Genomic DNA, 16,920 nt, shown 5'->3' with positions numbered 1-16,920 from the left:
GTGAAGAGACACTTCTTCATAACAGCGGAGTTCCAAGCTTCACTTCCGGGAAGCGGCGATCTGCTCCTCTCATCAAGCTGTCACTTTGCCCCTTCAGATACTCATCGAAAAAATCGAGTATACAAGCATTGATCACCGTATTCGCTCTCTCCGGTGCAATCTGCCCGGTAATACCTACCATGCGGAACAGTGGAGAAATGAACTGAACATCGGTGAAATTCAAATGTTCGGTATGCTCGATATAGAGAACCTGCCCTCCTTCACTAATAGTCTCGCGCATTCGTTGCAGCTCCAACTTTTTATCTGCCGCTACCTGATCTTCCCACTCTCTGGTTGAACCCATTTGCTCAATCTCTGCATCCGTATAAGGCTTGTTTTCACGCACTCTTTTTAATTTTGTGAATTCGCTTTGTGAAGTGATAAATAAAAAGGGCTTGTGCAGTTGCTGTCGATCGTGGAGTCGATAGAGTCCGCCATCCAAGTCGATTCCAGCCGTAATCCGTGGATCAAAAGAAGCATCATAAGCGGTTGCGCCACCGATCGAATGGCCAAATACGCCGATATGATCGAGATCTATTTTCCCCTGAAGATTACTTGTGATCTGTCCGGATTGGATCAACTCCAATTGATCCAGTATAAAAGCTACATCATCCGTAAGCACTTTTCCCAATGTATCGCGATTGCTGCGTTCGGTCTGATAGTCATGGTCAGGTGAGAATAATTGATTAGTAGTACTGGTCGTGATTTTTCCATCTGGAAATTCGGTTGCAAATGTATTATAGGTATGATCGATGGCTGCTACGATATAGCCGTGACTGGCAAGCTCCTCGGCCTGCGAGGTGTGGAGGAACCTGGAAGAACCATTACCGGGATTTACCAGGATCAGAGGGTAGGCAGCTTGCGCTGGAGAGATAATGGCGCCTGTGTACGAATGACTGGATACATACTTCAGATGCTGAAAAGTAAAGTCAGGAAGACCATAGTCTGCTGCCATATAATCCAAAATCCGGGTGTCTGGAATCCAGGGAGCATAATCACCAGCACCTGCTTGAGCCGGGTACCATACCTGAACCATTAATTCCCGCTTGCTGTCTCCAGTTTCGCCAAAAGTCTCTTTTCTATTCGTATCCACGAAGTGAAAAGCCTGTGTGCCTACCTTGAATGAACCAGTAGGTGATGGTAATTGAAATAGTGGGAAAGCATACAGCAGTCCTGCCGTGATAACCAGGCTGACTGCCATAGCGCTATAAGCTATACCCCGCAGGATTCGCGAGATTTTCCAAGGAGCTGCTTTCTGGAAATAGGCATACGCCGAAACTGCTAAACAAATAACCGTGATACCATACAGGAAAAGGAGCTGAATTCTGTACCCTTCTACTACCCACTGAATGACTAGAACCAGTGCAGTAATGCCGCTTGCAAAGAAGAGCGGTACTCTGCGGCGATCTTTTCTCAACACAATGCTCAAAGTAAACAGTCCGATAATGGAAACAAAAAGCAGCAGCTCAAACAGTCTCATCCTGATCTCCTTGTGAAAATGAATTTGTGTGTTCTTATGTGATATTGCTGGATGTATCTAAGCTACTGAAATACCTCGTTAATACGCTGCAATGTCATCAAGTGATCTGTTGGTATAGAATAAAAGATAAGATGTCCGAGAGAAGTAGTTATTAGATTGTTGAACGCATTTACATGAAGTAAATAATTAAGCAGAGACATCCCGGCTCTCCTGTTAAAGGCATTCAAGAAACAATCAACATGATGTAGACGAAGATTTTTTTCATTTTATAACATTCGTAATAAAGAAAGATTCGGCAGCGCATGCTGATGAATAGGAAAGATAAGAGGCTGATTCGATGAGTTTTGATATAAAAACCTATTTAGCAACCTATTTTGAAAATATACAAATAAAGTGTCCTTTGTTTTATAACGCACCGGTAGGCATTCGATTTGAACTGGGAGTACCTTATCGTGGGGTGGATGATCCCAAATACTTCATGACGGTTCATCTGCGCGCCAAATTGATTGTAGAAGCTTTATTTGATGAAAAAGATGAAGTGATCATCCTGGTCCAGACTTTTAAATATGTAGAACCGTTTTTAGATTTTCAGGTCGGTGATTCCGTATTTTCCGCTTCGTATATTAAAGGTAATCTCGAGGGAAGAGTGCAGTTATATGATGAATCCCCGCAGTATGACGAAGATGATGGAACTCTTATTGGCTATTCCCAAACATTCTACATACAGTGCCTATGGTCCGAAGTGAATAATTCCAATTTGATAAGAGTCATTGGCAATCAGGATTTTGCTATTCAGCCATTTACCAGAGATGATATATTTTTGCTAAATCCCAAACGTCATACGATCTGGCACATGTATGATGATAGAGGGCTTGATGTGATCGCGAATAATAAGAGCGAGTTGAAATCGTTATATACCACATTTAATGATTGGATCCTGGATTATGACCGGGAGAGAATAGACTATATTATGATATGAAGCGAGGAGACCTACCATGAGAATAGATATCGCTGTCGATACTGACTATAATTTTATCGTGACCAGAGATCACCATATTGCCAAAGAGCTAGTCGAAGCCAAGATCCATGGAAGTGAGATTTATATTTTGCGAGAGGCGGATCAAGAAATCGGATGGATGCGGTTTAATTATTTTTGGGACAATACTCCGTTTATGAATATGATATGGATTGATGAAGAATATCGGGGCAGGGGATATGGCGCTCAAGTGGTGAAGTATTGGGAAGACCTCATGCGAGAACAGGGATTTACAGTAGTCATGACATCTACCCAATCCAATGAAGAGGCACAGCACTTTTATAGAAAGCTGGGCTATCAGGATGCTGGATGTTTGCTGCAGGACAATGAACCTTTGGAATTGATTATGTCCAAAAAACTGTAGTTATATATGAATTTGGTCAAAGCTATTTGTCATTGTCGTTCAAGATACTAGGACTTCAGCAGATGATTGTTAATCCAGAAATGAGGTACATATCGCATGATCACATTACGAAAGATTACATTGGAAAATAGACGTGATATCTTTAATCTGGAAGTCTTGGAGGAGCAGAAGAAGTATGTGGCATCCAATTTGTCGAGTGTAGCTTCGTGTTATGTGCTTTCGATCAATGGAGGGAATCCGTTCCCGCTGGCGATCTATGCAGAGGAACAGCCAGTTGGTTTTGTGATGATTACCTATGGAATTACCGGATACGATCTTCCCCGGATAGCAGAAGGAAATTACTGCATATTACGATTAATGATCGATCAACAATACCAAAATAAAGGATATGGACGCAAAGCTATGGAGAGAATAATTGAATTTATTCGTACATATCCAGCCGGACCTGCGGAATACTGCTGGATTCCATACAGCCCTGACAATACTTCAGCCCGAAAGTTATATGAAAGTTTTGGCTTTCGGGATAATGGCGAGATTTGCCATGATGAATTAATTACTGTGCTGCAGCTTTAGGTCGCTGAGAATTGAGAAGGAACATCTTTATTTTATCCAAATATTAAACACAATATAAAAGTAAAGAAGTGATGTACTCCCATGATAGATACGCAATGGCAACAAATAAATAATCAAGAAGATATTGATCATATTATGACTAGATTTGGTGGATTTCATGACTCCTGCATCAAAGAACTATACATATGGACAGGTCATCATGTTGACGAAGACCTGTCCATGTCGGTACCAATGCAGCGTGATTATAAGGTAAGGCTACTCGTTCAAAGACAATATGCAAATCCAACAGCCATTGAGTTAATGTTTGATGAGCTGGTTCAATTATACATAAAGCCAAGTCCTGAAAATTATGACTCGATTATATATGGAGCGAATTTTCTATGTAAGGATGGCTTATTTTATTGGGCAGATGATAGAGAATGGACTCCTGAAAAAGCACATCAATACCAGGATGTGAATTGGATTTGTTCCAACAAAATGAAGTGGAGAGAGGTCAATGAGTGGGTTGGAGAGATACAAAGATATGGACCTCAAGATAATATCGAATGATATATTAAAAGACGGTTCGATCAAAAAGATAAGTGTTATTTTCTAGGATTGTCAGAAAAGCCGAGTAGATATGAAATGAATATACAGGCAGAAGTGCAGTGAGTGAGGTATTTGATTTTAAATGGAGTCTGCATCATCTAGTAATATAAGTTACATCGCAAAACACCACATCAATCGGAAGATCAAATTTTTGGTTCTTTTGGGGAAAAGCGAAAATATTGCTGCCGGATATGTACGATAGATAACGATTAAAGAAAAATAATTGGATAAATAGGAGGAATAATAAAATGGAACACTTTTTCGAGAAGTTTCAAAAACAACTGGTAGATGCTTTACGTGCCGATTGTGCGGAACTGATCAAACATATAGGTGCAGAGAGACTGTATGCGGTTGCGCTAGTTACAGACAGCGATGCGGGTAGCGTATATCTGGGCATGAATACCGAGGAATCCCTGCAGCGACGAGTGGAATACTATAATCGGGAAATGGACGGAGGTTATTCATCCGATCATCCAACATTGCGCTGGATGCCGGATGAATGGGGATACAGTGACAGCGATCTGGGACGTTCGTGCCTTGTTGAAGTCAGTAATATGTTACTGAACAGGGAAGACTATAGTGACGAATCTCGTACAGCGTTTTATGAGGCGGCTACTCGGGCACTACAGAAGCTGGATGAGGAAGGTGTATTTGCGAGTATACCACGCAGCAGCTTAACTTTGTTCGTATCAGTTACAGATGATGATGAGGCAGAGCAAGTAGAAGATTACTCGGCGAAGTTGCTGAATCCCGAGGATGTGTATCAGCAGTTTGCAGAGCGATTCGATGGAATAGAAGATGCAGCAGAATAGGCTGAAAGGCTGTAAAAGCCAATTTGGCATAACGAAAGGTGCATTCAAACATGGGATATTATTTTAATGGAATTCTGACTTCGATCGAAGCCTGGGATGCCTATAAAGGGAAATATTATAATATTTGCGCGATCGAGCTGTATCCAAATATAATCGCTATACCGATAAGTGATGATTTTTACGATGAAATCAATAAAGAGCAAATAACCAAGGTACAGGATTATGAATATCTGACTGATGCACTCAAACAGTTGTGCTCCGATTTCTCCAAGATTGCTAGAACAGCCTATATTGAGGCAGAATATTTTGGGGGTGTAGGTACACAGAACGCAATAGTATGGGAGGCATCCGATATTATTTTTGAAGAAACTTTGAGTGGGAATGCTATAAATAAAGCACTGCAGCAACTGTGCGTAACCAGAACAGATGACCGAGACGAATTCGATACCGTGCAGCTGGGAAGACACCGATCGAATGAACGCTGGTTAAAGGAAGAAAAACATGTATAATAACGATCCAGGCATTGAATTCAATCGACTATGCACATATTTTGGGTGTCAAACAGTCACAAATACTTGAATAGGATTTGCTGGGCAAGCAATCGCCACAAATCATACTTGAGTATAAATTCCGATAAAGGAGAGAATTACATATGCCCAAAAAGAAGAAAACTTTACCCAAAAACTTTGAGGAGCTTATTGAAGCTGGCGATCTATCGGCTTTGAAAGAGGTATTTACCTTATGTGAACTGGATGCCCGAGGCGGTTACAGCAAATCAACAGCGCTGAGCTTCTACAATGTGCCGGCCGATTTGGTTCGCTGGCTGGTAGAACAAGGTGCCGATATTAATGCGGTAGATAGTTACAAAAAAACTCCTTTGCACAGTCATGCGATGAGTTGGTGTGGGCATACCGAGCTTATGCTGGAACTGGGTGCAGATCTGGAAGCATTGGATTACCGCGGCGAGACGCCATTGTTTGCTGCGGTATCCTCTTACAAACCTGAGGCGGTTCGTGTGCTGATCAATCATGGAGCAAATGTGAATGCCAAAAATGGCATGGGGCAGACTCCACTTGAAAAAGGATTAGCATACTGCAGAAATAACAATATTTCCGATATGGCAGAAATAGCGGATCTTCTGCTTGCTGCGGGAGTAGCCGTCACCCCAACAATGAAAGATTCTGTTCAAAATATCGGTAAAGAATTCGAATTCCATCGGGAAGGATTTAACAAAGATTCTCTGGAGCAAACCGATAAGGCACTGCAGCATCTGTATGAGCTGTTCGATGTTGCACCGATTGGGAAGCGGAAAATGCATGATGGTGTCTCCCCAATCACCGTCTCTGCACAGACTTGGCGGGAGCAGCATGATGAGCTGTGGAAATGGCTGATTCCATCCAAGGGACATGCGCACACGGTTCAAGGTGAAGTGATACGGATTACCGGCAAAGTCCTTTATGAAATTAGAGATAACGGAGGCGGTAACTGGGATAATCAATTTCGCAAAATGCTTAGCAGCTTGATTCGTTACTTTAATTGGGGGAAGCCATTGGACGCTACTGTCATCCAGGAAGCAGAAGAGTTAGTTCAACATCTGCATAACGGAGACAACGATATTGAAGCTGAAATATTGTGTGAGCTAGCTGTACAATGGGTGCTCCGTAATCCCAATCCAATACCGATGGAAGAGCCTGATTACAAGCGATAATAGAAGATTGCCTTATTCATATGATTGCTTTATTCCTATAAAAGATATTGATTGCGTTATATCCCTTTTTCGAAGCCTATTCAGCCCAGAGAAAGGGATATTTTTTAACAGAGAACATATACTTGTACTACATATGACTAACTATTTGCTACATGTCATCGTTTTGTTCGATAACGGATAGAAGGAGGAGCATTTATGAAGGTGCGTCTTACGGAATACGATACTCGCTGGGTGAAGATGTATGAGGATGAGACCCGACTATTGAAAGCCATATTGGGTGAAGAAATCATTTGCTTTGAGCATTTTGATAGTACAGCGGTGCCGGGAATGAAAGCAAAACCGGTTATTGATATGATGCTTATGGTTCGGGACATTGAGACGATCGATAGGTTCAGTACCCGAATGGTATCACTCGGATACGATGCAGCAGGAGAATGGGGAATACCTGGAAGACGTCTGTTTCGCAAAGGTGGAGAGCAGCGGACGCATCATATTCATATATACCAGTGGAATAACCCGCATATATCCAGACATCTGATTGTACGAGATTATCTTCGGATGCATCCCGAAGAAGTAAAACGTTATAACGCAATGAAAGAAGAGCTGGCACAGCTTTATGAGGATACGAGCGGCTACAGCCAAGCCAAAAAGCCTTTTGTACAGGACATGGAGACGCGGGCACTGAAGTGGTATGCTACCCGAAATCGATCATAATTCAAAAAAAAATTTGGAAATTTGCGGTAAATAGTATGTATAATTGGACCAAGCGGGATATATCCTATTTTGGAGGAGTGGATGAAATGAGCCTGGCATTTCTGATTGTTGATATGCAAAAGATTCATTTGCATAACCAAGTGGAGCAACGGATGGTAGATCATGCTTGTGAATATATCAATTATGTTGCAGATCTGCTTCGTTCCCATAACCATCTTGTCGTACATATCCAGGACATAGAAGGGCGTGAGGAATCCAATCAGCAAGAATATGAATTTATTCCGGATATTCGCATGGAGGAGAGCGATCTGACCGTAACCAAAGAGTATTCTAATGCTTTTTGGCAAACCGATCTGGAACAGATTCTGTTGGATCATCATGTTGAATTGATTATTATTGCAGGCCTTGCAGCGGAGCACTGCGTATTGTTCACGTATAATGGAGCGACAGAAAGAGGATTTCGACCGGTGTTGCTGCAAAATGGAATTCTGAGTACGCATAGTGATATTATCACTTCCACGTACAGAGACCGAAACCTGATTTCCTATCCGGTCATCAAGTATATGGTAGATCAATAAAAGACAGGAAACTTCCGGATGTAACGGTCGTGTCTGAGCGAATTTTAATGCATTTCTATATTGGTGGTTATTGGGCAAATAATGAAGATGCACCCAACGCAGAAAGGACAATAAATGAACACCAAATTGATTATGGTCGAAGGACTGCCTGGCTCGGGAAAATCCACTATTTCACAGCTTATAGCAGACATGCTCAGGGAACAGGGAATGAACGTTCAACTATTCCAGGAGGGCCACCTGGAGCATCCTGCGGATTATGAGAGTGTTGCTTGTTATACAGAGAAGGAACTAGATCAGCTGTTATCTACATATGAGGAATACGCGGAATTATTGAAAAGTAGAGTGATTCAGAATGGCAATGACTTCTTGGTTCCTTACCAAAAAATAAAAAATGAATTGGGATTGGATGAGCTACATCAGCTGTGGAATGAAGTATCCCAAAAAGATATTTACGAGCTGCCTTTTGAGCAGAATAGGAGAATTATTACAGATAAATGGGATCGCTTTCAACGAGAAGCATTAATTAGTGACTCTATATTTGTCTTCGAATGCTGCTTTATGCAGAACCCGCTTACCATAGGTACAGTGAAATACAATGTGCAGAAGCAGGAAGTTATTGATTATGTGATGCAATTGGGAGAGCTTATGAAGCCACTACATCCGTTGTTTATCTATATTGATCAACCGGATATTCGATCTGTGTTTGAAAAAGCAGTACGGGAAAGACCGAAAACATGGTCCGATGGGTTTATTGATTATTATACCCGTCAGGGATTAGGCAAGGCGAAGGGGTATCATGGTTTGGATGGAACGATCCAGGTTCTCGAAGAACGAAAGAATATCGAACTAGAGATTTTTGATTTGTTGGATATGAACAAGTGGAAAATAGATAACGCCGAGTACAATATGGATCAGTGTCAAAAGAAAATAAGAGCCATTCTTGAAAGTATTGTATAGAGTACCTAATCCAATAAATAAAAAATGTAATAATGATTGAAATTCTTGAAATGGGAGAGCAGACAGTGAGAAAATATGCTTTTATAACGGATCAAAGCAAGATACAGAAAGTTATGATCTATGAGAACGATCAAGACGTCTATCTGTTCACTTACGATACGAAGGAAGATCTTCCCTGTATACACGACTATTGGTTCGATAATCTGGAAGAGGCAGAAGAATATTGTAGCGTATTATTCGGAGACGGCGTATTGGAGTGGATAGATGTTGAAGATCCAGGTCAGGAAGAAGCACATGATTTAATCATTTCCAGAAAGCGATAGAAGGGATATGAAATAGGACTTGAAGATACTTTTTATATGCAGCCGTAATAAATGGCGCAGTTTAACAGCAGAGAAAGTTTTTGATGGATATAACGGCTATGAAGTAAGATCTGCAGGAACCGAAGATAGTGCAAGAATCAAAGTGACCGAAGGACATATTGGCTGGTCAGATTTGATTTTTGTGATGGAGAAGAAACACTCAAGAAGATTAAAGATGAAATTTTCGGATAGGTTGGCTGATAAAACATTAGTCTGTCTGGATATACCGGATGATTATGGTTTTATGGATGAAGAATTGATTGAAATACTGAAAGCCAGAGTGAGTGAATATATCGAAGTACCTGAATAGACAAAGTATCATATGTAGTTAGCAAGAGAAGGGAGCGTTTATGAATCGCAAAGGTATACAAAGAACAATAGTACTATTAGTTCTTATATTTATAATCGTTTATGCGTTTAAGAATTCTGGTTACTCTCTGGTGGAACAGGCAGCGATCAGGAATTCCTTTCCATTTCAGGATGGCACAAAGGTCTATGAGAACGAAGATACAGACAATCAAACGGTTATATGGAAAACGGATAACGGATACTATGCAAAGTTGGTGGAATCGAAATGGGGATTTCTCTACCATGTATCGAATGTATCCATGTTACAAGTCTTATCACCTCTAAATGGGAAAGAGGGAGATATCGAGCGAACATGGTCGGCCAATTTAAATGCAGATAATAAATATGATACTATATTTGCCGTCAAATCAAATAATCCTGAAATTAAAAAAGTGATTATAAGCAACGATAATATTGATGATAACATTTCAACAGATATTCATGAAATAAAGAAAGAATCTACTTTATTTATGGAATTGAATCTGGAAAATGGTTTTGCAGCAACGTATAAAGAGCTAAATGTAAACGATGCAGGCGGGTTTGTATTTAGAGGAGTAAACGAGAAAGGTAAAGTGATAGTATTAGGAGTCTAAAAAATATTTTTTGAATACTACTTGGACGAAAATAAAGAAGATTAGAACCTATTACTATTAAAGCATGGATGATGACAAAGCCGTATAATATTACACAGGAAAGGAGGAGCAGGAAGTGACTATTATCAGTATAGAAGGAGCAAGTGCAGCAGGAAAAACAACCACTTCAGCTACGCTTGCGATTCGCAACAACGCTCTTCATATTCCCGAAGTCGCTGCTTGTTGGGAAAAGCCGGAGCCCATCTATCCCGAATGGTTTTTTGAACGACAGGTGGATCGGTGGAATATGGCCACCAGGCAAGAACCGACTACACAGGTGATTATCGATATCGATTTGTTTCAGCCCTTTTGGTATAACTGGTCATTTGATTTTACGTTGTTCGATGGACAGAGTCTCGAATTTGTGGAGCGATTTTATAGACCGTTTATAAGCCGGCAGAAAATTGGGTTTCCTGACAAGTATTTTATTCTCCATACCGAAAAGCAGAATCTTCGGGAAAGAAAGGCTAATGATGCTACACGGTTAAGAAGAGGCTTTGAATTAAACCTGAAATTTATCGAACCACAAAAACGATATTTTCAGGCTTTGAATACGTTTTGTCCAGGGCTGGTATGTTTTGTGAATTCGGTAGATATTGAGAGTAATATAGAGAAGATTCAGCAGGAACTGCCTGGTTGTACCAATGATCATCGGTATTCGATGGAATTGTTTGACTTTATGGTGGATTGGCTTCGAACTAATCAGGCGCATAGTCATAATAAAGACGAATAACAAGCGAATGTTATATCCGGAGAAGGGGAATATGATGAGCAGAAGAGAGACTTTGGCTGCCGTTGCTGAACAATTAGCTTCAAAGCCTTTAATAGGAAACGAACATAAATATGGGCCGGATCTAGAGCCGATTCTTAGGTACTTTCCCAGAGAAGATCCCCATATAGGTTTTGATTGGTGTGCTGCGTTTGTCTATCACTGCTGTATAGAAGCTGGTATTAAGCTGCCTGTCCGGTATGCAACCCCTGTTACGCGCAACTTTGCCTGGGTAGAAGCATGGATGGAATGGGGACAGCTATATGGATTCTATCATCCGATCAGCGAAAGGTCTTTTGTACCGGCACGAGGAGATCTTATTGTATTTGATAATGTTGTAGAGAATGGACCGAATGATCATATTGGAATTGTAGTGAGAAGCGAAGGAGAATATATTATTACGGCGGAAGGCAATTATTATAACAGATCCGGTATATTTCAAAGAAGACTGGAACAAATAAATGGATATATCCGAATCGACGATACATATAAGTACGCTTCAGAGTGACATTTGGAAGGGATCGGGAGGGAAAATGAATACAAAAGCCATATACCAACTACTTTGGGATCATCAAATCACTCTGGCACCCGGCCTGTCTGATAAAGAAGTTAGTCAGATAGAAAGTATCTATAATATTCAATTCCCGCCAGATTTACAGGAATTGTTGCAATATATGCTACCTATAGGCCGCTCGTTTCCTATTTGGCGGGATTTCTCTAAATCTACGATAGCTGATATTCGCAGACAACTGGATGCACCCTTGGAAGGAATATTATTTGATATTGAGCATAACCAGTTTTGGCATCATTCTTGGGGAACAAGACCGAATAATCTGAAGGAAGCCCAAAAAATAGCCTGCCAAGAGTATTTAAAAGTTCCTCCATTGATCCCTGTTTATGGACATCGGTATATTCCGTCGACTCCGGCAGAAGTGGGGAATCCGGTATTATCTGTGCATCAGACGGATATTATCTACTACGGAAGTAATTTGGAAGAGTATTTTAAAATCGAGTATAGACTTAAAGCGCAGAGCGAATTGGATGACGCCAAAATAAAATACATAACATTCTGGAGTCAACTGATAGAAGGATAGAGAAACGCATTATTCGGTTTATATCCATTACTCAATTACAGGGGGGAATACATATGCCATGGCCCATGGTTCATTTTGCCGTATCCTATCAGTTATATTCCGGTAATCCTACACCTCATCTACTGCTTGGCAGCATTGCGCCGGATTCACTGCATGCAAGAGGACAGACCACTCGAGAAGAGAAAGGTCGAACACATCTCGTACAGAATGATCAGCTTGCCAGTCCCGCATTGATTATGCAGACGCTGCAGTCCTATCTTGATGAGCGCCCTCAGGTAGAATGGAAAGACTATATTGTAGGTTACTTTACGCATATCTATACCGATATGAAATGGACGCACAATCTGTATGCAGAGTACAAAGAACAGTATCGCGGTGAGGATATACGGCACTCCTATCATCAGGAGGCGGCACAGCTTGAATTTGAACTGCAGCGGATAGTGCAGGAGCAAGGGGATGACCCAGTGTCTATGCTTTTGCAAGCAGAGGGTTATGCGGTAGAGCCTCTGGTAACAGCCTCCGAAGTAACCAAGTATCGTGATATGAAGATCGAGTGGTTGAATGATGCTGCGAATGAGCCACATATTGTTCCGACTTATTTTTCGTTGGAAAGAGTAGAAGAGTTTGTGAGAGTAACAAGCGAAGAGTTGCAGAAGTTATTCAAACAGCATGATATAGAGCGTCTGCTACAGCCCATAAAGATCGATTAATCGGCAATTGGGAGTTATTCCATAGAAAAACGTATTAGTTTACAGCTTGGGATGGAGCGAGTGTAGATGAACCCATTATTGGAATTTAAAATTATCTCCAAGCACCGGATGGTCAATCACTATTACCCAAAGCTATGTACTGCTCTCAATTATCTGGAAGAAGACCAGCTATGGAGCCGAGAAGCCGGAGAAGCTAATAGTATAGGTGGAATTGTGATACATATCGTAGAGCATATCAGGCGTAATACTCAGAGAATGTTGACCCCAGAGATTCGATATGAGACTGGTATCGAGTCGACGTTTACCGATCTGGATATCAGTAGAAATGAGCTGCTGGCACTACTGGAGAGTACATTCAGAGAGTTCGAACAAGTCATTCATCAGACGGCAGCTGTGAATATGTATGATATCTATCATCTGGTAGAGCATACAGGCTACCATCTGGGACAGATCATAGATCGTACACAGCGAATGACAGGTAGAAGCTTCCAATTCGTTCAGCAAGGAATCAATGAAAAAGCATTACAACAGTTGATAAAGCAAGATACTTATGATGAGGATCGCTAATAGGACATTCATCATAAACAGAGTAAAGTATAAAGCTATTTCAAAAATAAAAACATAAAAAAACAGCCGGAATGCGAATACATTCGGCTGCCTTTTCCAACTAGTGCATCATAACCATCCATATTTGCAAAGTCTATTTACAGTTACAAAGATCTAAGCTTTATTTCAGAGAGAGCTGTTTGGACAGCTGCTCAAACTTTTGCAAATGCGGCGTCACCTGTGTAGTGATACTTTTCAGGTATTTGATCGATGCCTGACGTTCACGTTCTTTTTTGGCGGATTCTTCAGGGAATAGGGAATAGCTGTGTGACGTAGTCCCCTTTTTGTACGTTACACTGAACAGGCTGCCTTTTTTCCAGAGTGGGAGCAGATTCCCCTGATTCTCCAATACATTCAGCGTCATGTTATTAGTCTGATAAGTGAAGCTGTATTCCGGATCGGCTTCGGCACGTGTAACACTGTAGCCGGACAGCAGCGCATTGTTCTTAAATGTGCCAGTCTGGATTTGGTTCGAGACCATATGATCTTTTTCCAGAAAACGTTGTTCCGTTAAAGTACCATCACCATTCATCCGATCATTGTTCCAGGAACCGTTATATACGACTTTATAGCGGTAATCAGAATCGCTGTACTCGTTTATGTATTTCCCTGTTCCCGAGCGCAAGCCATTTACAAAGCTGCCGGAATAGGTTTTGCCATTAGGCCATTTGACTGTGCCCTTGCCATGGGCTTTTCCATTTTCGACCTGTCCGTAATAGGAGCCACCACTTACAAAAGTCAGAGATTGTTTGGCTGCAGCCGCATTTGTTGTGGAAGCAATAGGGGAAGCTATTGTTCCACCGAGAGCTAGCGCGATGGTTAAAGTGCAAAGAAGGGCAGAACGTTTTTTCATAAGTAGAGTCTCCTTTATCGTTTGAAAATTGGGCCGCCTTTGATCGGCACAATGGATAGACGAATAATATTCTGAAAATGTTACGTATTCGTGCAATTTTAAAATGGAAGGAAGAATAGTAATATTTACAAATTGTCTTCAAATGTTCCCAAGTCCAGCTATGGAAAAAACAGCAGCATTTTATCAATCGATTGGCTTTATAGCAGTTCCTTACCTGGAAGCGAAAGAGCCACATATTTGCCTGTACAAAGATCGTATCGAGATTGTGCTGACTCAATCCAATCAGGAGTTTGTGTTTGAGGATATTGACAGAAGATGGATAGCAGTCGGCAAAAGCAGCAAAACATACTAGAACCACACTATACACGGAAAATGTCTAAAATGCCTAAGCGATAGATATAGGATTAGGAAGACCCACAGAAAGCGAAGGGTACATTAAACAATCCGTAAACAAATAAAACTCGCCCGAATACAGGCGAGTTTTATTTCATATCCTACGCTTCTTGCTATTCAATCATATTCTTGCTGGCCTGGTACATCTTTTCGGTATAGATATCAATATCCTCCCTCGACATGCGCAAACGCTCTGCAGAACTACCATATCCAATTTCAGCCAGTCCTTCTTTGAGTCCTGCAAAAATTCCATCTGCAAAATCATCCAGTGGTTCACCATGCGTATGCAGTCCCGCGCCGCCCAGGTCGGTATTCACTGCCGGTGGTGCGATCTCGATCACTTCCACAGCTGTGTCTCCCAGCTGATGTCTCAGACTCATAGTAAACGAATGCAGTGCTGCTTTGGTAGCGGAATAGATCGGAGCAATTGCAAAAGGTGTAAATGCCAACCCGGAAGTAACATTGAGAATCGAAGCCTTGTCCTGTGCTGCCAAAAATGGTGCAAACAGCATCGCTAGATGGATCGGAGCTTCCATATTGGTCGTGATCTCTCTGTTAAAGTCACTCCAATGGTTCCGGGCATCTGCAGTCAGTACATTAAAACGCTGCTGAATCCCGGCATTGTTAACCAGTACATTGACATCCGAATACTGGGTTGTGACCCAGTCAAATAAAGCAATACGTTCGGATTCATTATCCAGATTGCTCACCCGGGTAATCAGATTCGGATATTTAGTCTGAGCATTACGAAGCGCTTCTTCACGTCTTCCACAGATAATTACAGTATTACCGAGTTGCAAAAAGCGTTCAGCAAAAGCGAGTCCAATACCGGCACTACCGCCGGTGATCAGTATGGTATTCCCAGTAAGCTGCATATAGCTTCCTCTTTTCTAGTTGTTTTGATGTTCTATACGATTCAGATAGCGGGCGATTTTGGAGTCGATGCCATCGAGAGCAGTATGCATCACAGAGATTTCATCCAGTACTGCCTGTTTGTGCTTTTGCATCATCTCCAGCCGTAATCCGGTGGTATGGTCTCCTTCAATAACCCAATCTACATACTGTCTAATCGTACGGATAGGCATATGGGTGTGTTTGAGATGGATAACGATTTTGAGCAGCGTCATCTGTTCCTCCGAGAACAATCGTCTTCCGGCAGCATCTCGTTCCATGAGCGGAAGTAATCCTTGTTTCTCGTAATATCGAAGTGTGGATTCTGGTATGTCAAAATAAGCAGCTGCTTCGCCAATAGAACAATATTTCATATGAAGGCCTCCAAGGGTGAATATAGAACGTCGACAAGTTCATGATAGAACTTAAACCATGGTTTATGTCAATATTAATTCGTAGAGAAACGGGAATATATGGAATTCGCATTGATTCGGTGTATTCGATACTGCTATACTTTTCGTATACTACTGAATTGGGGGTCATACCGTTGGCAATGTTGGCAGTAGTGCTGTGTTGCTCGTTCACTAGAGAAGCCTTGCGCAGAGCCTGAGTAGGGGCGAGTCTTTGTGCAGGGCGCGATTTCGATAGAGGATTTCGCCCAGTTTATTTTATTCGTTACCATGTGCAGGCTTTGCACCTTATGGATTGTCCAATACAAATAAGGGGCGGTTAGCTATGCAAACACCATTTATTCAAAATCACCAATTAAATGTGATTCACAAACAAGCGGATTTTCTGCTAAAAACGATGCGGACTGTAGCTGATCGTAAAGTGCTGGAGACCGTCAAAGGTACAGCTGTTATAAATGCTATTGATGCATTTGATCAATTGACGATGGAACAGAAAAACCTGTTGGAGCAGATGTCCAAGCATGAAGCAGCCTACGAGCTGCAGAGCTATCTGGATGAGCTCGAGGCGCATGTAATTCCTTTTCCGGAAGTCACAGTCAAACAGATTCAAAAATTATTTCCTAAATCCAAAAAGCTGAAAACGCCGGATCTGGCATCTGTCGATTACAAACGTACAACGTATCTGAGATGGATGGATGTGGCTACGAATCGGCTGTATATTGTATACCCATATGGAGAGCAGTTGCTCGGTATAGAGGGACAGATGACCTCCACCAACAAAAACGGATTCTGTATGTTCTGCAATCGGCATAGAGAACTGGGATTCTTCAATGTGAAGACCCGAGGCAGCGGACCGGATCAGTTTGCTTCGGCAGGTCAGTATATTTGTATCGATGATGAAGCTTGTAACCATAGTATTACCAATACCGCTCCGCTGGAGAAATTTCTTCTGGCAGCAGGCAAGTAAGCGTGATATGAAATGAAAAAAGGCCACTTTGCGGTG

The 16,920-nt window shown here is 41.6% G+C and carries 24 protein-coding genes; 20 read left to right on the top strand and 4 right to left on the bottom strand.

Annotated features, from left to right (window positions below):
* Positions 1–16: 16 nt before the first annotated feature.
* Entirely contained in the window at positions 17–1,519 is a 1,503-nt protein-coding gene (locus tag H065_RS0105060) for an alpha/beta hydrolase family protein (protein ID WP_017811936.1), read from the bottom strand.
* A gap of 337 nt (positions 1,520–1,856) precedes the next feature.
* Here H065_RS0105060 and H065_RS0105055 point away from each other — a divergent pair, with 337 nt between their 5' ends.
* The 18 genes from H065_RS0105055 (at position 1,857) to H065_RS0104970 (ending at position 13,331) form a co-directional block, all read left to right on the top strand.
* Positions 1,857–2,498: a DUF3885 domain-containing protein gene (locus H065_RS0105055; protein ID WP_017811935.1), complete on the top strand. Its 642-nt coding sequence runs from the start codon at positions 1,857–1,859 to the stop codon at positions 2,496–2,498.
* 16 nt (positions 2,499–2,514) lie between these two features.
* Complete coding sequence (locus tag H065_RS0105050; RefSeq protein WP_017811934.1) at positions 2,515–2,919, top strand: GNAT family N-acetyltransferase; 405 nt, start codon at positions 2,515–2,517, stop codon at positions 2,917–2,919.
* A gap of 96 nt (positions 2,920–3,015) precedes the next feature.
* The gene (locus tag H065_RS0105045) at positions 3,016–3,492 is read left to right on the top strand and encodes a GNAT family N-acetyltransferase (RefSeq protein WP_017811933.1); all 477 of its coding nucleotides are present in this window, start codon (positions 3,016–3,018) and stop codon (positions 3,490–3,492) included.
* Between the two features lie 81 nt (positions 3,493–3,573).
* On the top strand, positions 3,574–4,041 hold the full coding sequence (locus H065_RS0105040) for a hypothetical protein (protein WP_017811932.1): 468 nt from the start codon (positions 3,574–3,576) through the stop codon (positions 4,039–4,041).
* A gap of 287 nt (positions 4,042–4,328) precedes the next feature.
* Positions 4,329–4,892: a DUF4303 domain-containing protein gene (locus H065_RS0105035; protein ID WP_017811931.1), complete on the top strand. Its 564-nt coding sequence runs from the start codon at positions 4,329–4,331 to the stop codon at positions 4,890–4,892.
* A gap of 50 nt (positions 4,893–4,942) precedes the next feature.
* Complete coding sequence (locus tag H065_RS26845) at positions 4,943–5,401, top strand: hypothetical protein (protein WP_017811930.1); 459 nt, start codon at positions 4,943–4,945, stop codon at positions 5,399–5,401.
* 143 nt (positions 5,402–5,544) lie between these two features.
* The gene (locus H065_RS0105025; protein ID WP_017811929.1) at positions 5,545–6,600 is read left to right on the top strand and encodes an ankyrin repeat domain-containing protein; all 1,056 of its coding nucleotides are present in this window, start codon (positions 5,545–5,547) and stop codon (positions 6,598–6,600) included.
* Between the two features lie 195 nt (positions 6,601–6,795).
* Complete coding sequence (locus H065_RS0105020) at positions 6,796–7,314, top strand: GrpB family protein (RefSeq protein ID WP_017811928.1); 519 nt, start codon at positions 6,796–6,798, stop codon at positions 7,312–7,314.
* Between the two features lie 86 nt (positions 7,315–7,400).
* A complete protein-coding gene (locus H065_RS0105015; protein WP_017811927.1) occupies positions 7,401–7,892 on the top strand; it encodes a cysteine hydrolase family protein in 492 nt (163 codons plus the stop codon).
* A gap of 114 nt (positions 7,893–8,006) precedes the next feature.
* Positions 8,007–8,849, top strand: coding sequence for a P-loop NTPase family protein (locus tag H065_RS0105010; RefSeq protein ID WP_017811926.1), 843 nt, complete (start codon positions 8,007–8,009; stop codon positions 8,847–8,849).
* A gap of 113 nt (positions 8,850–8,962) precedes the next feature.
* Positions 8,963–9,172, top strand: a complete 210-nt coding sequence (locus H065_RS0105005) for a hypothetical protein (protein ID WP_238557886.1) — start codon at positions 8,963–8,965, stop codon at positions 9,170–9,172.
* Positions 9,173–9,191: 19 nt separating this feature from the next.
* Entirely contained in the window at positions 9,192–9,521 is a 330-nt protein-coding gene (locus H065_RS0105000; protein ID WP_017811924.1) for a low molecular weight protein tyrosine phosphatase family protein, read from the top strand.
* A gap of 40 nt (positions 9,522–9,561) precedes the next feature.
* Positions 9,562–10,152: a hypothetical protein gene (locus H065_RS0104995; protein ID WP_017811923.1), complete on the top strand. Its 591-nt coding sequence runs from the start codon at positions 9,562–9,564 to the stop codon at positions 10,150–10,152.
* Positions 10,153–10,267: 115 nt separating this feature from the next.
* Positions 10,268–10,924 (top strand): hypothetical protein, encoded by a 657-nt coding sequence (locus H065_RS0104990; protein ID WP_017811922.1) that lies wholly within the window; start codon positions 10,268–10,270, stop codon positions 10,922–10,924.
* Positions 10,925–10,955: 31 nt separating this feature from the next.
* A complete protein-coding gene (locus H065_RS25255) occupies positions 10,956–11,468 on the top strand; it encodes a CHAP domain-containing protein (protein ID WP_017811921.1) in 513 nt (170 codons plus the stop codon).
* 25 nt (positions 11,469–11,493) lie between these two features.
* Positions 11,494–12,054 carry a hypothetical protein gene (locus tag H065_RS0104980; RefSeq protein WP_017811920.1) on the top strand — a complete coding sequence of 187 codons (561 nt, stop codon included), beginning with the start codon at positions 11,494–11,496 and terminating at the stop codon, positions 12,052–12,054.
* A gap of 53 nt (positions 12,055–12,107) precedes the next feature.
* Positions 12,108–12,764, top strand: coding sequence for a hypothetical protein (locus H065_RS0104975; protein WP_017811919.1), 657 nt, complete (start codon positions 12,108–12,110; stop codon positions 12,762–12,764).
* A gap of 66 nt (positions 12,765–12,830) precedes the next feature.
* A complete protein-coding gene (locus H065_RS0104970; RefSeq protein ID WP_017811918.1) occupies positions 12,831–13,331 on the top strand; it encodes a DinB family protein in 501 nt (166 codons plus the stop codon).
* A gap of 160 nt (positions 13,332–13,491) precedes the next feature.
* Here H065_RS0104970 and H065_RS0104965 read toward each other — a convergent pair whose 3' ends face one another.
* Positions 13,492–14,223, bottom strand: coding sequence for an MORN repeat-containing protein (locus H065_RS0104965; protein WP_017811917.1), 732 nt, complete (start codon positions 14,221–14,223; stop codon positions 13,492–13,494).
* Positions 14,224–14,326: 103 nt separating this feature from the next.
* Between H065_RS0104965 and H065_RS28130 the strand changes: the two genes are divergently transcribed.
* A complete protein-coding gene (locus H065_RS28130) occupies positions 14,327–14,575 on the top strand; it encodes a hypothetical protein (protein ID WP_036629367.1) in 249 nt (82 codons plus the stop codon).
* A gap of 154 nt (positions 14,576–14,729) precedes the next feature.
* Here H065_RS28130 and H065_RS0104955 read toward each other — a convergent pair whose 3' ends face one another.
* Complete coding sequence (locus H065_RS0104955; protein WP_017811915.1) at positions 14,730–15,491, bottom strand: SDR family oxidoreductase; 762 nt, start codon at positions 15,489–15,491, stop codon at positions 14,730–14,732.
* A 15-nt stretch (positions 15,492–15,506) separates the two neighbouring features.
* The gene (locus H065_RS0104950) at positions 15,507–15,881 is read right to left on the bottom strand and encodes a MerR family transcriptional regulator (protein ID WP_017811914.1); all 375 of its coding nucleotides are present in this window, start codon (positions 15,879–15,881) and stop codon (positions 15,507–15,509) included.
* Between the two features lie 361 nt (positions 15,882–16,242).
* Between H065_RS0104950 and H065_RS0104945 the strand changes: the two genes are divergently transcribed.
* Positions 16,243–16,884: a FusB/FusC family EF-G-binding protein gene (locus H065_RS0104945; protein WP_017811913.1), complete on the top strand. Its 642-nt coding sequence runs from the start codon at positions 16,243–16,245 to the stop codon at positions 16,882–16,884.
* The last annotated feature ends 36 nt before the right edge of the window (positions 16,885–16,920 follow it).

The organism is Paenibacillus shenyangensis (assembly GCF_000346635.1).
GTDB lineage: Bacteria > Bacillota > Bacilli > Paenibacillales > Paenibacillaceae > Saccharibacillus > Saccharibacillus dauci.
Note: the sequence above shows the minus strand (reverse complement) of the source record. Positions and strands in the feature narration are given on the sequence as shown.

What these genes read in the sequence shown, in the direction of transcription:
- H065_RS0105060 (WP_017811936.1), bottom strand. Translation starts at nt 1,519, where the DNA reads ATGAGACTGTTTGAGCTGCTGCTTTTTGTTTCCATTATCGGACTGTTT.
- H065_RS0105055 (WP_017811935.1), top strand. Translation starts at nt 1,857, where the DNA reads ATGAGTTTTGATATAAAAACCTATTTAGCAACCTATTTTGAAAATATA.
- H065_RS0105050 (WP_017811934.1), top strand. Translation starts at nt 2,515, where the DNA reads ATGAGAATAGATATCGCTGTCGATACTGACTATAATTTTATCGTGACC.
- H065_RS0105045 (WP_017811933.1), top strand. Translation starts at nt 3,016, where the DNA reads ATGATCACATTACGAAAGATTACATTGGAAAATAGACGTGATATCTTT.
- H065_RS0105040 (WP_017811932.1), top strand. Translation starts at nt 3,574, where the DNA reads ATGATAGATACGCAATGGCAACAAATAAATAATCAAGAAGATATTGAT.
- H065_RS0105035 (WP_017811931.1), top strand. Translation starts at nt 4,329, where the DNA reads ATGGAACACTTTTTCGAGAAGTTTCAAAAACAACTGGTAGATGCTTTA.
- H065_RS26845 (WP_017811930.1), top strand. Translation starts at nt 4,943, where the DNA reads ATGGGATATTATTTTAATGGAATTCTGACTTCGATCGAAGCCTGGGAT.
- H065_RS0105025 (WP_017811929.1), top strand. Translation starts at nt 5,545, where the DNA reads ATGCCCAAAAAGAAGAAAACTTTACCCAAAAACTTTGAGGAGCTTATT.
- H065_RS0105020 (WP_017811928.1), top strand. Translation starts at nt 6,796, where the DNA reads ATGAAGGTGCGTCTTACGGAATACGATACTCGCTGGGTGAAGATGTAT.
- H065_RS0105015 (WP_017811927.1), top strand. Translation starts at nt 7,401, where the DNA reads ATGAGCCTGGCATTTCTGATTGTTGATATGCAAAAGATTCATTTGCAT.
- H065_RS0105010 (WP_017811926.1), top strand. Translation starts at nt 8,007, where the DNA reads ATGAACACCAAATTGATTATGGTCGAAGGACTGCCTGGCTCGGGAAAA.
- H065_RS0105005 (WP_238557886.1), top strand. Translation starts at nt 8,963, where the DNA reads ATGATCTATGAGAACGATCAAGACGTCTATCTGTTCACTTACGATACG.
- H065_RS0104995 (WP_017811923.1), top strand. Translation starts at nt 9,562, where the DNA reads ATGAATCGCAAAGGTATACAAAGAACAATAGTACTATTAGTTCTTATA.
- H065_RS25255 (WP_017811921.1), top strand. Translation starts at nt 10,956, where the DNA reads ATGATGAGCAGAAGAGAGACTTTGGCTGCCGTTGCTGAACAATTAGCT.
- H065_RS0104980 (WP_017811920.1), top strand. Translation starts at nt 11,494, where the DNA reads ATGAATACAAAAGCCATATACCAACTACTTTGGGATCATCAAATCACT.
- H065_RS0104975 (WP_017811919.1), top strand. Translation starts at nt 12,108, where the DNA reads ATGCCATGGCCCATGGTTCATTTTGCCGTATCCTATCAGTTATATTCC.
- H065_RS0104970 (WP_017811918.1), top strand. Translation starts at nt 12,831, where the DNA reads ATGAACCCATTATTGGAATTTAAAATTATCTCCAAGCACCGGATGGTC.
- H065_RS0104965 (WP_017811917.1), bottom strand. Translation starts at nt 14,223, where the DNA reads ATGAAAAAACGTTCTGCCCTTCTTTGCACTTTAACCATCGCGCTAGCT.
- H065_RS28130 (WP_036629367.1), top strand. Translation starts at nt 14,327, where the DNA reads ATGGAAGGAAGAATAGTAATATTTACAAATTGTCTTCAAATGTTCCCA.
- H065_RS0104955 (WP_017811915.1), bottom strand. Translation starts at nt 15,491, where the DNA reads ATGCAGCTTACTGGGAATACCATACTGATCACCGGCGGTAGTGCCGGT.
- H065_RS0104950 (WP_017811914.1), bottom strand. Translation starts at nt 15,881, where the DNA reads ATGAAATATTGTTCTATTGGCGAAGCAGCTGCTTATTTTGACATACCA.
- H065_RS0104945 (WP_017811913.1), top strand. Translation starts at nt 16,243, where the DNA reads ATGCAAACACCATTTATTCAAAATCACCAATTAAATGTGATTCACAAA.